The sequence below is a fragment of the Geomonas sp. Red32 genome (assembly GCF_023652955.1).
In the GTDB taxonomy this organism is placed as follows: domain Bacteria; phylum Desulfobacterota; class Desulfuromonadia; order Geobacterales; family Geobacteraceae; genus Geomonas.
On sequence record NZ_JAKLOY010000009.1, the window covers coordinates 36,112 to 49,881 of the forward strand.

Annotated in this window: 12 protein-coding genes; 7 read left to right on the top strand and 5 right to left on the bottom strand. The window is 67.0% G+C overall.

Annotated features, from left to right (window positions below):
- The first annotated feature begins 15 nt into the window (after nucleotides 1-15).
- Genes L4X63_RS19490 through L4X63_RS19510 form a run of 5 tightly spaced genes read left to right on the top strand, consistent with a single transcriptional unit; the run spans nucleotide 16 to nucleotide 7,246 of the window.
- A complete protein-coding gene (locus L4X63_RS19490) occupies nucleotides 16-2,184 on the top strand; it encodes a hybrid sensor histidine kinase/response regulator (protein WP_250680334.1) in 2,169 nt (722 codons plus the stop codon).
- An 11-nt stretch (nucleotides 2,185-2,195) separates the two neighbouring features.
- Nucleotides 2,196-3,269: a chemotaxis-specific protein-glutamate methyltransferase CheB gene (gene cheB / locus L4X63_RS19495; protein WP_250680335.1), complete on the top strand. Its 1,074-nt coding sequence runs from the start codon at nucleotides 2,196-2,198 to the stop codon at nucleotides 3,267-3,269.
- Entirely contained in the window at nucleotides 3,266-4,612 is a 1,347-nt protein-coding gene (locus tag L4X63_RS19500) for a hybrid sensor histidine kinase/response regulator (protein WP_250680336.1), read from the top strand. Before cheB ends, L4X63_RS19500 begins: the two co-directional genes overlap by 4 nt.
- Nucleotide 4,613: 1 nt before the next feature.
- The gene (locus tag L4X63_RS19505) at nucleotides 4,614-5,765 is read left to right on the top strand and encodes a sensor histidine kinase (RefSeq protein WP_250680337.1); all 1,152 of its coding nucleotides are present in this window, start codon (nucleotides 4,614-4,616) and stop codon (nucleotides 5,763-5,765) included.
- 56 nt (nucleotides 5,766-5,821) lie between these two features.
- On the top strand, nucleotides 5,822-7,246 hold the full coding sequence (locus L4X63_RS19510) for a sigma-54-dependent transcriptional regulator (protein WP_250680338.1): 1,425 nt from the start codon (nucleotides 5,822-5,824) through the stop codon (nucleotides 7,244-7,246).
- Here L4X63_RS19510 and L4X63_RS19515 read toward each other — a convergent pair whose 3' ends face one another.
- On the bottom strand, nucleotides 7,247-7,609 hold the full coding sequence (locus L4X63_RS19515; protein WP_250680339.1) for a hypothetical protein: 363 nt from the start codon (nucleotides 7,607-7,609) through the stop codon (nucleotides 7,247-7,249).
- 185 nt (nucleotides 7,610-7,794) lie between these two features.
- Here L4X63_RS19515 and L4X63_RS19520 point away from each other — a divergent pair, with 185 nt between their 5' ends.
- Entirely contained in the window at nucleotides 7,795-7,971 is a 177-nt protein-coding gene (locus L4X63_RS19520; protein WP_250680340.1) for a hypothetical protein, read from the top strand.
- Between the two features lie 13 nt (nucleotides 7,972-7,984).
- Here L4X63_RS19520 and L4X63_RS19525 read toward each other — a convergent pair whose 3' ends face one another.
- Nucleotides 7,985-9,565 (bottom strand): sensor histidine kinase, encoded by a 1,581-nt coding sequence (locus tag L4X63_RS19525; protein ID WP_250680341.1) that lies wholly within the window; start codon nucleotides 9,563-9,565, stop codon nucleotides 7,985-7,987.
- A gap of 276 nt (nucleotides 9,566-9,841) precedes the next feature.
- Here L4X63_RS19525 and L4X63_RS19530 point away from each other — a divergent pair, with 276 nt between their 5' ends.
- Nucleotides 9,842-9,994: a hypothetical protein gene (locus L4X63_RS19530; protein WP_250680342.1), complete on the top strand. Its 153-nt coding sequence runs from the start codon at nucleotides 9,842-9,844 to the stop codon at nucleotides 9,992-9,994.
- On the opposite strand, the gene metE is transcribed toward L4X63_RS19530, so the two are convergent.
- The 3 genes from metE to L4X63_RS19545 form a co-directional block, all read right to left on the bottom strand.
- Nucleotides 9,960-12,275: a 5-methyltetrahydropteroyltriglutamate--homocysteine S-methyltransferase gene (gene metE, locus L4X63_RS19535; RefSeq protein WP_250680343.1), complete on the bottom strand. Its 2,316-nt coding sequence runs from the start codon at nucleotides 12,273-12,275 to the stop codon at nucleotides 9,960-9,962. The two genes, L4X63_RS19530 and metE, sit on opposite strands and share 35 nt — an antisense overlap.
- Before the next feature lie 312 nt (nucleotides 12,276-12,587).
- A complete protein-coding gene (locus L4X63_RS19540; protein ID WP_250680344.1) occupies nucleotides 12,588-12,983 on the bottom strand; it encodes an Hsp20/alpha crystallin family protein in 396 nt (131 codons plus the stop codon).
- Between the two features lie 41 nt (nucleotides 12,984-13,024).
- Nucleotides 13,025-13,465, bottom strand: a complete 441-nt coding sequence (locus L4X63_RS19545; protein ID WP_250680345.1) for an Hsp20/alpha crystallin family protein — start codon at nucleotides 13,463-13,465, stop codon at nucleotides 13,025-13,027.
- Between the last annotated feature and the right edge of the window lie 305 nt (nucleotides 13,466-13,770).

The following is a 13,770-nucleotide window of genomic DNA, read 5'->3' on the forward strand; positions in this document are numbered from 1 at the left end:
GGGGGGAGGGGCGCCATGCCTGAAGTCGAGAACCTCCTGAGGGAGCTGCTGGAGACCTTCCGCGCCGAGGCCCAGGAACAGCTGGCCGGGCTCGGCGAGCTCCTCGTCGAGCTCGAGCGGGGGGAGCCTGCCGCCCAGGGGCGTCTGGTGGAGGCCCTCTTCCGCCGGATGCACACCCTGAAGGGGGCCGCCCACGCGGTCAACCTGGTGGAGGTGGCCAAGGAGTGCCAGGAGCTCGAGCAGCTTCTGGCCTCCGTCAAGCGCGGGGAGCTCGCCTTGGGGGGCGAGGTCTTCGACCGGCTCCACGGCGGGGTGAACCTCCTCGCCCGCGATATCGAAGCCGCCGCCCCGGCGCCGCGGCCGCGGCAGGAGCCGGCCGGGGCCCCCGGGGTGGCCACCGCCGCCCCGCCAAGCCGCCCGCTTCCCTCCCCTCCGGCGGCCCAGCCGGAGACGGTGCGGGTTTCGGCCCATCTGCTGGAATCGCTCCTCTTGCAGGCCGAGGAGCTCGCCTCCGCCAAGCTCAACGCCCTGCTCCTCCGCGAGGAGGTCGGGCAGCTGGCCGCCGAGCTGGCAGGGCGGGCCGGGGAGCGGGGACGGGCGCTGGACCTGGCCCGGGAGGCGATCCGGCGGGGCGGGCCGAAGGGCGAGCCATCGCCGCTGGCCCCGCTCCTCGAACAGCTGGCCGCCGGCGAGCGGCTGACCGAGGGGGTGGCGAGGCAGCTGGAGGCCCGCGCCGAGCGGCACCTCTGGGGGCTGGAGGCGGCGGTCGACCCGCTCCTCGCGGAACTGAAGAAGCTGCAGCTCCTCCCCTTCTCCTGGCTGACCTCGCCGCTCGGTAAGCTCGTGCGCGATCTGGGGCGCGAGCTGGGGAAGGAGGCCGACCTCGTCACCCCGGACCCCCACCTCGAGGTGGACCGCCGCATCCTGGCCGAGCTCAAGGAGCCGCTCCTGCACCTTTTGCGCAACGTGATGGACCACGGCATCGAGCCTCCCGCCGAACGGCGCGGGGCGGGGAAAAGGGAGAGGGGAGCCATCGAGATCCGCCCGCTCTTCCCCGACGCCAACCGGCTCCAGGTGGTGGTGAGCGACGACGGGCGCGGTATCGACCTCGACGCCGTCCGGGGCGCGGCCCTCAAGGCGGGGACGGTGACCCCCGAGGCGCTCGAGCGGCTCTCCGGCGCCGATGCCGTGCGCCTCATCTTCGAGTCCGGGGTCTCCACCTCCCCCATGGTCACCAACCTCTCCGGCCGCGGGGTGGGGCTCGCCATCGTGCGGGAATCGGTCGAGAAGCTCGGGGGGGACCTGGCGGTGGCGAGCGAGCCGGGGAAGGGGACCTCCTTCACCATCACCCTTCCGCTCAGCTTTTCCCGCATGGAGGGGCTCCTGGTGGAGACGGGGGGGCGCCTCTGCCTGATCCCGGCCCAGGCGGTCGAGCTCGGTACCCGGGTCGCGGTGGAGGAGATCAGGAGCGTGGAGAACCGGGAAACGGTGCTTCTGGGGGGCGAGGTGGTCCCCCTGGTGAGCCTCGCGCGGGTACTGGAGCTCCCCGAGGGGCTCCCCCCGGCGGGAGGGTTCCAGCAGCTCGTGGTCCTCAACGCCGCCGGCCGCAGGCTCGCCTTCGCGGTGCAGCGGGTGATCGGGGTCCAGGAGATGCTGGTGAAGCCGCTCGGCAGCCAGCTGTCGCGGGTCCGTAACGTGGTGGGGGCCGCGGTCCTCGGTGACGGCAAGGTGGTCCCGGTGGCCAACCCGGCCGACCTCTTCCGCTCGGCCCTCTCCCGCGGCGACGCGGCCACGAGGGTGAGGAGCGCCGGGGAGGCGCGCCAGCTCTCGGTGCTGGTGGCCGAGGACTCCATCACCTCGCGGACCCTTTTGAAGAACATCCTGGAGTCGAGCGGTTTCCGGGTCGCCACCGCGGTGGACGGCCAGGACGCCCTCGACCGTTTGAAGGGTGAGCGCTTCGACCTGGTGGTCTCCGACGTCGAGATGCCGCGGCTGGACGGCTTCGAGCTGACCGCCGCCATCAGGCGCGACAACCGGTGGGCGGGACTCCCGGTGGTGCTGGTGACCGGACTGGAGTCCCGTGCCCAGCGCGAGCGGGGGATCGAGGTGGGGGCCGACGCCTACCTCGTGAAGAGCAGCTTCGACCAGAGCAGCCTCATCGAAGTGATCGGCAAATTGACCTGAAGGGGAGACGGGTGATCAGGGTACTGGTGGTAGAAGATTCCCGCACCGTGCAGCGGGCATTGGTGGCGGCCTTGGAGAGCGATCCGGCGATCACGGTGGTGGGGTGCGCCGAGACCGGGGAAGCCGCGGTCGAGGCGGCCGCCTCCCTGCGTCCCGACCTGGTGACCATGGACCTCCACCTCCCCGGAATGGACGGCTACGAGGCGACCCGCGCCATCATGTCCCTCTCCCCGGTCCCGGTGGTGATCGTCACCTCCAAGGTCGACCCGGCCGATTCTTCCACCCTTTTCCGGGTGATGGAGGCGGGCGCCCTCATGGTGCTCGCCAAGCCGGAGCCTCCGGGTACCCCGCGGCATGCGGCGTCGGTCGAGAAGCTGATCCGCCACGTGAAGCTCATGTCCGAGATCAAGGTGGTGCGGCGCACCTTCCCCCGTCCGTCGGCTGCCGCCCCCGCTCCCCTTCCCACTCCCCCGGATGCGCTCCCCGACGGGCAGCAGGTCCGGGTGGTGGCCATCGGGGCCTCCACCGGAGGTCCCCCCCTGCTGGGGGAGATCCTTTCCTCGCTCCCGGAGAGCTTCTCCCTCCCGGTCATGGTGGTGCAGCACATGGCCGACGGATTCACCGGCAACTTCGTCCACTGGCTCAACCAGAATTCCCGCCTCCCGGTCGGGCTGGCCTGCCAGGGCGAGCCGCTATTGGGGGGGAGGGTCTACGTGGCCCCCGAGGGGTGCCACCTGGAGGCGGGCCCCGGGGAGCGGGTTCAGCTCTCCACCGCGCCGCCGGTCAACGGGCTGAGGCCCGCCGTCTGCGCCCTGTTCCGTTCGGTGGCCCTCCGTTTCGGCCCCCGGAGCGCCGGGATCCTCCTCTCCGGGATGGGGAGCGACGGCGCCCGCGGGCTCTTGGCCATCAAGGAGCAGGGGGGGATCACCGTGGCCCAGGACCGGGAGAGCTCGGTGGTCTTCGGCATGCCGGGGGCCGCGGTGGCGCTGGGGGCCGCCCGCTACGTGCTCCCCCCCGACGGGATCGTCCGGCTCTTGACCCGCCTGGGCACCCCCCACTCCCTCGCACCGCAGGAGGTACCATGACCACGACCGGCGCCCCGCGCCTGATCCTCATCGTCGACGACAGCCCGACCCAGGCGAAGTTCCTGGAGCATCTGCTTCTCGCCAACGGTTACCTGGTGCAGACCGCCAGGAACGGGTTGGACGCCCTGCCGCTCATCGAGGAGCACCGCCCCGACCTGGTGATCAGCGACATCATGATGCCCGAGATGGACGGCCTCGAGCTCTGCCGCCGGGTGCGCAGGGAGGGGAGCGCCCCGGGGACCCCCATCATCCTCCTGACCCACCTGAACGATCCGGCCGACGTCCTGAACTCTTTGGAGGCGGGTGCCGACTACTTCGTCTCCAAGCCGTACAGCAACACCCTCCTCTTGAACCGGATCGCCACCGTCTTCTCCGGCCACGGCGGGCGCTCCGGGTGGGAGTCCGTCGAGCCGGTGGAGATCCGCTACCGGGACCGGAGCTACCGGATCGGCGCCGGCCGGGCCCAGATCGTCGAGCTCCTCCTTGCCACCTACGAGCTCGCCGCCGACAAGAACCAGGAGCTTTTGGCCACCCAGCACTCCCTCTCCCGGCTGAACCGCGAGCTCGAACAGCGGGTGGCCGAGCGGACCGCGGCCCTCACCCGCGAGACCGCCGAGAGGCTGCAGGCCATGGAGGAGCTCAGGAAGAAGGACGAGGTGCTGATCCAGCAGTCGCGCCAGGCGGCCATGGGCGAGATGCTCGGCAACATCGCCCACCAGTGGCGCCAGCCCCTGAACGCGGTCGGGCTCTTGGTCCAGGACCTCACCTTAAGCCACGAGTACGGCACCTTCACCCCCGACCACCTCTACGCCTCCACCACCAAGATCATGCAGCTCGTCAGGCACATGTCCCAGACCATCGACGACTTCCGCAACTTCTTCGCCCCCGACCGCCAAAAGAGCGAGTTCGACCTGGCCCCGGTGGTGGAACGCACCCTAGCCCTGGTCAACGGGAGCCTCAACGACAAGGGGATCGTGGTCGAGGTCCGCTCCGGCGACGCCCCGCGGGTGGCCGGGTACCCCAACGAGTTCTCCCAGGTGCTCCTCAACATCTTCAGCAACTCCATGGACGCCTTCTCGACCTCCGGCTGCCGCGAACCCCGCATCGAGGTGAGGCTCTTCGGCGAGGGGGGGAAGGCGGTCTTGACCATCGCCGACAACGCGGGAGGGATCCCCGAGGAGGTGATCGCCCGCATCTTCGAGCCCTACTTCACCACCAAGGAGCAGGGGAAGGGGACCGGCATCGGCCTGTTCATGGCCAAGAACATCGTGGAGAAGAGCATGAACGGCTCCATCACCGCCCGCAACGTGGCCGGGGGAGCCGAGTTCAGGATCGAGGTGTGAGATGAAAGGCGAACGGCCATGGGGGGAAGGGCTTAAACTTTTGTACGTGGAGGACGAGGAGATCACCCGGCAGGCGGTGCTCACCATGCTCGGGAGGCGCTTTCCGGAGCTGACCCTCGTCTGGGCCGAGGACGGGGCCGCAGGGCTCGCCCTCTTCGAGAAGGAGCGCCCCGACCTGGTGGTGACCGACATCAAGATGCCCGCCATGAACGGCATCGAGATGGCGAGGAGGATCCTGGAGGCCGCCCCCAAGGTCCCCATCGTGGTGACCACCGCCCACTCGGACATCGACTACCTGATCAAGTCGATCGAGATCGGGGTGGGGCGCTACGTCTTGAAGCCGATCGAGAGCGCCAAGCTCTTCGCCGCCGTCGAGGACTCGCTGCGCCTCCTCTCCCAGGAACGCGAGCGGGTGCGGGCGGCGCGGGAGATCGAGGAGCTGAACCACCGGCTGGCCGCCCGCGCCCGCGAGCTCGAGCTCGCCAACCGCGACCTGGAGGCCTTCGGCCACACCATCTCCCACGACCTCCGCTCCCCCCTGACCAAGATCAGCGGCTACTGCCAGCTGATCGCCGAGCTTTACGGCCCCCTCCTCGACGAGCAGTGCCGCCGCTTCATCGGGATCATCGAGGACGAGACGGTGGAGATGAGCACCCTGATCCGCACCCTGCTCGACTTCTCGCGGGCCGGCCGCCACGAGCTCTCCAAGCGGGAGGCCGACCTGAGCGAGATGGCCCAGGCGATCGCGGCCGAGCTCACCTGCCGCAACCCCGGCCGCGAGCTCAGCTTCGAGATCTCCCCCGGCCTGTCGGCCTCCGTCGATCCGGACCTCGTGCGGGTGGTCCTCTTCAATCTCCTCGACAACGCGTGCAAATACACCGGAGGCAAGGAGCAGGGGATCATCGAATTTGGACTTGACGTGACCGGTAGGGAAAGGGCATATTTCGTCCGTGACAACGGCGCCGGCTTCGACATGGCGCTGTGCGGCAAGCTTTTCCAACCCTTCCAGCGGCTCCACTCGGACCAGGAGTTCTCAGGGACCGGCATCGGGCTCGCCACCGTTCAGCGCATAGTCGAGCGCCACGGTGGCAGGGTCTGGGCCGAGGGGGAACCGGGCCGCGGAGCCGCCTTCTATTTTACCCTCCCTGCCTGACCGCTTCCCCCGCCCCCGGGCGAGGGAGGCGGCGGGCACCGCTAGGAGTCAGAAACGTGATACGGGAAAACAAGCATCTGCAGCGCATCCTCCTGGTAGACGACGAGACCCAGATCCTGGAGAGCTGCAAAAGCTGTCTCATCACCAGCGGTTACCGCGACGTGCTCACCGAATCGGACAGCCGTAAGGTCCTCGATCTCCTCGCCCGCGAGGAGGTCTCCGTGATCGTCCTCGACCTGAGGATGCCCAACCTGACCGGCCAGGAACTCCTCCCCCAGATCGTCTCCCGCCACCCCCAGATACCGGTCATCCTCGCCACCGCCAACAACGACGTGGAGCTGGTGGTCAACTGCATCAAGGAGGGGGCCTTCGACTACCTGGTCAAGCCGATCGAGGTGAAGCGGCTGGTGACCTCGGTGAGAAAGGCGCTGGAGATGCGCTCGCTTTCCAGCGAGCTTTCCGTGCTCAAGCAGTACCTGTTCACCGACCGGCTGGACCACCCGGAGGCCTTCCGCTCCATCGTGACCGGCAACAAGAACATGCGCGCCATCTTCCAGTACCTCGAGGTGATCGCCGGCACCCGCCAGCCGGTGATGATCACCGGCGAGACCGGGACCGGCAAGGAGCGGATCGCCCGCGTCATCCACGACCTCTCCGGTTGCAGCGGCGAGTTCGTCGCCCTGAACGCCGCCGGGCTCGACGACAACATGTTCTCCGACACCCTGTTCGGGCACCGCAAGGGGGCCTTCACCGGCGCCGAGCAAAACCGCGACGGGCTCATCATGCGGGCCGCCGGCGGGACGCTCTTCCTGGACGAGATCGGGGATTTGAACGAGATGTCGCAGATCAAGCTCCTGAGGCTTCTCCAGGAGCAGGAGTACTACCCGGTGGGGAGCGACTTCGTCAAGAAGAGCGACGCCCGCATCGTGCTCGCCACCAACCGCGACCTGCAGGAGCTGATCAAGCAGGGGAGATTCAGAAACGACCTCTACTACCGCCTCTGCGGGCACCGCGTCCATCTTCCCCCCCTGCGGGAGCGGCTGGACGACATCCCGCTGCTTCTGGACCACTTCCTGGAGGCGGCCGCCGCCTCTCTCAACAAGAAGAAACCGACACCTCCCCCCGAACTCGCCGTCATGCTGGCGCTCTACCACTTCCCGGGCAACGTGCGCGAGCTCGAGGCGCTGGTCTTCGACGCGGTGCTGCGCCACAAGTCGGGGGTGCTCTCCACCGAGACCTTCAAGTCGGTGATCGGCGACGAGCGTCCGGTGCGGGTGGCGTCCGGTTCGGATGCCTCGGGGGAGGAGAACCCGCTCTGCGCCATCTTCGGGCATTTTCCGACCATCGACGAGGTCGAGGAGTACATGATTGGGGAGGCGATGAAGCTCGCCAAGGGGAACCAGGGGCTGGCGGGGAAGATCCTTGGGATGGGGAGACAGACCCTCAACAAGCGGCTGAAGCTCCAGGGGAACGGCGGGTAGCTACTCGTCCACGGAGGGCATCGGGACGGCTCCCCCTCCGGAGCGGGGGCGCCTGGTGTTCCGGTTTCTCGGCAGCCTGCGCGGCGATTCGTCGCCGCTTCCGTTGCCCGCACTCGCCTCCGGGGTGCTACCCGGCGGGGTGGACGACGGTTGAGCGTTGACGGTGCCCGGGAGCGCGGCAGGGTTCGCCGCCGAAGGGTTGGCGCCACGGCTGGCCGCCGCGTTGTCCCCGGCGTCCCCGCTATACTCGACGATGATCTGGTCGTCGGTCTCCTCGATGGTGCCATGCCCGCCCCAGGCCGGCTGCCATCCCGCCGTAACGAGCAACATTGCCACTGCCGGTACCGCTGTCGCCAATCTCATCTCACCGCTCCTCCCGCTGTAAACTCTCCCGACCCAAGCGGATCGGAACCGCTGCAGGTTACCCGAAATCGGTCCCCGCGGTAAAGGGGAAAATGTGGCGGCCGCTGCCGGAGGGGAGGGTTTCCAAGGGCGTGGCGCTTTGGTATATATATAGCAGAGCGAACCCCCATGAGGAGGACCGGCATATGAACCCCGAGACCGCCAAGCTGAGCCCAGCACAGAAGCTGATGAAGCAGGCGATCCACGAGATCGACGACTATTTCGGCGAGGGGATTGCCTTCAAGAACATCGAGTTTTTGGGAAGCTACCTGCAGACCCTGGCCCTTTTGGAGCTCAAGGAGACCCTCAGGAACAAGCTGTGACCTGGGCTCTTCTTTACTGGGCAGGGTCCCGCCGGGGGAGGGTGAACCAGAAGCTCGCTCCCTCCTCCAGGTTTCCCTCCGCCCAGACCTTTCCCCCGTGGCGCGCCACGATCCGCTGCACGATCGCCAGCCCCACCCCCGTCCCTTCGAACTCCTCGTTGCGGTGCAGTCTCTGGAAGAGCCCGAAGAGTTTCCCCACGTAGGCCGCGTCGAATCCTACCCCGTTGTCCCGCACGAAGAACTGGTACTCCTCGGGGGTCTCGAGCGCCCCCACCTCGATCCTGGGGGCCTGCCGGTCCCGGGTGAATTTCACCGCATTGGCGAGCAGGTTGTAGACCACCTGCCTCAGCATGGCGTTGTCCCCGGTGACGCTCGGGAGCGGCCCGACCGCCCAGGTCAGGTTCCTCCCCTTGGCCTGGCCGGTGAGCTCCTCCACGATATCCCGCACGAGATGCCCCATGTCCACCCGCGATTTCATCATCTCCGACCGCCCCATCCGCGAGAAGGCCAAAAGGTCGTCGATCAGGTCCCCCATCTTCTTGGCCGCCTCGGTGATCACCTCGAGGTAGTGGCGGCTCTTGTCGTCCAGGTTCTCGTTGCCCCGGGTGATCAGCAGGTCGACGAAGCCGATCACGTGGCGAAGCGGCGCCCTGAGGTCATGGGAGACCGAGTAGCTGAAGGCTTCCAGCTCGCGGTTGCTCGCCTCGAGCTTCTCGATCTGCCTCCTCAATTCTCCGTTCAGCTCGCTGATCTTGGCCTCGCTCTTGCGCTGGCGGGTGATGTCCCTGATCACCGCGAAGGCCCAGGTCCCCTCCGGCATCTCGATGGGGGTGAGCATGATATCCACCGGCACCTCGCGCCCGTCCCGGGTCATCCCGTACAGCTCGAGGCCGATCCCCATCTTGCGGGGGCGCGCCTCCCGGAAGTACCCCTCGCGGTCCTTGATGTGGCGGTCGTGGAAGCGGGGCGGGATCAGGCGCTCCACCAGCTCCCCGATCAGCTCCTCGCGCTGGTAGCCGAAGAGGACCTCGGTCTGCTGGTTCACCTTCCTGATCGACCCCTTGCCGTCCACCACCACGATGGCGTCCGGAGAGGTTTCGAAGAGTCTCTCGAACATGCCGCGGCTTTTCTGGAGCGCCTCCTCGACGCCGTGGCGCCGGGTATCGTCCCGGGCCACCAGGGAAAAGCCGAGCGGCTCGCCGCCGCCGTCCTTCAGCGCGGTGAGGGTCAATTCGGCCCAGAAACGGCTTCCGTCCTTGCGGGGGCGCCAGCCGCTCAGCTCGAGGCTTCCGGCCTGGACCGTCCTGGCCAGCTCGCGGTCCGCCTTGTCCCTCCCCTCATCGGGGGGGATGAGCAGCGAGAGAGGGCGCCCGATCGCCTCTTCCGGACGGTAGCCGAAGATCGCCTCGGCGCCCCCGTTCCAGGAGAGGATGGTCCCCTCGCCATCGAGGAGGATGACGGCGTACTCCCTGAGCTGCTGCATCATGAGGGCGTACCACTGGTCAGTTGGGAAAGAGGGTGATTCTCCTGCCGGAGGGCGTCGGCCGGTGGCGGTGCCGGGGGGATCGGAAACTGGGGGACGATCGATCTTCATGTGCGTGCCGGTGGTTTGCTTAATCTGCGCGGGGTGCCGCGCCATGATCGATAGTATAGATCCTCCCGCTGCTTTTTCACAGGAGGACCGGGGGGGTGTGACGGGGAGGCGGGGAGGCCGCCAAAGGCGGCAGGTGCGAGGGGCGTTGTGCTAACCTGCCGGTATTCCAACTTAAGTTTTACCGGCAGGCGTCGATGATTATGTCGAAAGGGATGGCCGGCCGCACCGAAATGAAATGAAAATAATTTTCAAAACGGCGCGGCCCCGGGGGCCCAGATGAAAGACCTGGGATGGTACAAAATGTACGCAGCCAGGGACGGCATTACCCGCTGGATGGGAAACAGGCCCGGGGTGGGGCTCACCACCTCCGAGGCCGGGATGATCAGCCGGGCGGTCACCGGGCGGGTGGAGCGAAGTAGCGCTCCCTGAGCGCGCGGGCGGCGAAGACCATGTTGGCGAGGGCTGCCCGGGTCTCGCTCCAGCCGCGCGTCTTCAGCCCGCAGTCCGGGTTCACCCAGAGCCTTTCCTTGGGGACGCATTCCAGCGCCCGTTCCAATAGATCGAACATCTCCTCGCAGGACGGTATCCGCGGCGAATGGATGTCCCACACCCCGGGGCCGATGTCGTTGGGGTAGCTGAACTCCTTGAAGGCCTCCAGAAGCTCCATCTGGGAGCGCGACGCCTCGATGGTGATGACGTCGGCGTCGAGCGCCGCGATCCGGTCGATGATGTCGTTGAACTCCGAATAGCACATGTGGGTATGGATCTGGGTCGCGTCATCGACCCCTGAGGTGGACAGCCGGAAGCAGTCGGCGGCCCAGGCGAAGTAGGCGGCCCGGTCCGCCAGCTTGAGCGGCACCCCCTCCCGGAAGGCGGGCTCGTCGATCTGGATGACCCTGATCCCGCCCTGTTCCAGTTCGGCCGCCTCGTCCCGGATGGCCAGTGCCAGCTGCCGGGCGGTATCGCTGCGCGGCTGGTCGTCCCGCACGAAGGACCACTGCAGGATGGTCACCGGTCCGGTCAGCATCCCCTTCACCGGGCGCTCGGTGAGCGACTGGGCGAAGACCGTCCAGCTTACCGTCATGGGCCCCCTCCTCTCCACGTCGCCGAAGATGACCGGCGGTCTCACGCAGCGGGAGCCGAAGCTCTGCACCCATCCCCCCCTGGTGAAACCGCACCCCTCCAACTGCTCACCGAAGTACTGCACCATATCGTTGCGCTCGTACTCGCCATGCACGAGGACGTCCAGCCCGACCTCCTCCTGGAAGCGGACCGTCCGCTCGATCTCCCGCTCGATCTCCGCCCGGTACTCCTCGGCCGACAGCTTGCCGGAGGTGAGCCGTGAGCGGAGCCTCCGGACCTCGGCGGTCTGCGGGAAGGATCCGATGGTGGTGGTTGGGAAGGAGGGGAGGGCGAGGGCCTCTTGCTGACGGGCCCGGCGCGTGGCGAACGGCGAGGAGCGCCGCAGCTTTTCCGGGGTGATCCCTTTCACCCGCTCCTTCACATCCGGGCGGTGGATCAGCGGTGAGTGCCGCCGCCGCTCCAGCGATTGGGCGTTGGCGATCACCCGCGGATCCTCGAGGGCGGCCCCCCCTTTTACGGCCAGCGAGGCGATGGTGACGACCTCGTCGAGCTTTTGCCGGGCGAAGGAGATCCAGTCGATCACCTCGGCCGGGAGCATCCCCGCATCCCGCTCGAGTGCGCAGTCGTAGGGGACGTGCAAAAGCGAGCAGGAGGGGGCCACCATCACCCGCTCCTCTCCCAGTGCCTCCACCGCCCGCTGGACGAGGCGGAGCGAACGCGAAAAGTCGTTCTTCCAGATGTTGCGCCCGTCCACCACGCCGAGCGAGAGGGAGAGCTCATGCGGGATGAGGGGGAGGACCTCCTCCAGTTGTGCCGGTGCGCGCACCAGGTCGATATGGAGGGCGCTGACCGGGAGCCCTGCAGCGAGCCGGGCGTTGTCCCCCACCCCCGCAAAGTAGGTCGCCACCAGGAGTTTCGGGAGCGATCCCCCGGCGGCGAGCTGGGCGTATGCGTCCCGGTAGGCGGTGGCGATCTCGGGGGAGAGGTCGAGGGCCAGGAACGGCTCGTCCAGCTGGACCCATTCCGCACCGCCCCGCTTGAGCTCGGTCAGCAGCTCCCGGTAAACCGGCAAAAGCCTCTTCAGAAGCTCGATCCGGTGGAAGCCCGACTCCTTTTCTTTCCCGAGGAGGAGATAACTGAGCGGGCCGATCAGTACCGGCTTGGCCGGGAGCCCCATTCCCCGCGCCTCCTTGAGTTCGGCCAGCGGCTTGTCGGGGGTGAGCGAGAAGCGCTGGTCGCGGGTGAATTCCGGGACCAGGTGGTGGTAGTTGGTGTCGAACCACTTGGTCATCTCCATGGCCACCACGTCCACCCCTTCCTTCTGGCACCCCCTGGCCATCGCGAAGGCGAGCTCGGGGAGGGGGGCTTGGGAGAGCCGGGAAAACCGGGGCGGTACCGCCCCCACCGTGAGGGAGAGGTCGAGCGTCTGGTCGTAGAAGGAGAAGTCGTTGCAGGGGATGAGGCCGAGCCCCGCCTCCCGCTGCGCCTCCCAGTGGATCTTGCGGAGTTTCTTCCCTGTCTCTTCGAGCTCCTGGAGGCCGATCTCGTTGCTCCAGTAACGTTCGCAGGCCGTCTTCAGTTCTCGATCCGCACCGATGCGGGGGTAGCCTAGGTTGTGGGTCAGCATCCGCCGTCCTCCCTCGTGTGGTTTTTCAACTCCGGTTGATTGTAGCCGATGACGGGTGATTTACAACGAGAGGGGGCGCGGGGAGCGGACCGGAAGAGGCCGGTAGAGTGTTCTGTGGTCGATTGAGTCGATTGAGTCGATTGAGTCGATTGAGTCGGGAAGGGGAGAGGGAGGAGAGGGAGGAGAGGGAGGAGAGGGAGGAGAGGGAGGAGAGGGAGGAGAGGGAGGTCGCGGTCATCGGTGCCGCTCCAGGGGAGAATCCCCCGGGGCGGCACCGATGACGTGAGGGGCGCGCCCGTGCGGGAGCTTTGGTTACTGCACCGAGATCTCGATCCGGCGCGGCTTGGCGGCTGCGGCCTTGGGAAGCCGCAGGCTGAGGACGCCGTTATTGAACTCGGCGTTCACGCCGTTTTGATCGATACTGTCGGGGATCTGGAACTGCCGGTAGTACGGCGCCCAGGAGAACTCGCTGTACACGGGACGCCCCGGCACCTGGCGGTGTACCGGCGCGGTGATGGTAAGAACCCCTTTTTCGACGCGGATGTCGAGGTTTTCCTTGCTGGCCCCCGGCAGGTCCGCGGTCACCAGGAGACCGGATTCCTCTTCTACTATATTAACGGCGGGACGCAGGAACCGTTCAGGAGCCCTGGTCTCCTCCCTTCCCTGGAGATTTTTTTCCTGGCTGGTGGTTACGTCACGGGTCGTCATGGTTTCTTCCTCCTTTGTTCCGTTTCGGCGTTCACTTGTCGTTAGCTGGCAATCTCGATTTTGCGCGGCTTGGCGTGTTCGGACTTGGTCATGGTGATCAGCATCACGCCGTCCTTGTACTCGGCCTTGGTGTTGTCGGGGTTGATGTCGGCCGGGAGGTCGATCGAGCGGGTGAACCTGCCGAACCCGAGCTCGGTCCGGTGCAGCACACCTTTTTCGGTAGGGGCCTTCCGCTCACCGGAGATGGTCAGCGTGCCGCGTAGAACGGAAAGTTCGAGCTCCTTGGGATCGACGCCCGGCAGAAGTGCCTCGATGTAGACCTTGTCCTCGTCCTCGGTCAGGTTCAGGAGCGGAAAGCGTTTGGTCGAGTACGGGGAAAGGAAGGTGGTGGTCAGTGGGCGGGAAAGCCCGACGCCCCGGAAAGCCTCGTCGATCTCTCTTCTCAAACTGTCCAACTCGTTGAAAATGCTCCAGCTTGCCATGTTGATTTACCTCCTTTCGATGTCTTTCGATCTGGTCTTGCTCCATCTGCAGGTAAGATAATCATGGTTTTCCCGCTGTCAAGGAAGGGGCGGGGCGTCACGATTACCGCTGTAAAAGGGCGATCAAGCGCGGGAGGAGACTAAGACGAAGGGCTCGGGGTAGGGCTGCAAGGGTGGCTGACGAAGCGAGGGTGGCGCGCGCGAAGCGAGCGGGTGGCATCGGGCTCCCTCCCCTTCAAGGGGAGGGGCGGGGTGAGGATGGGGCGGCAATCCTTTCAAGAAGGGATAGGTTTCCCGTCCCTCCC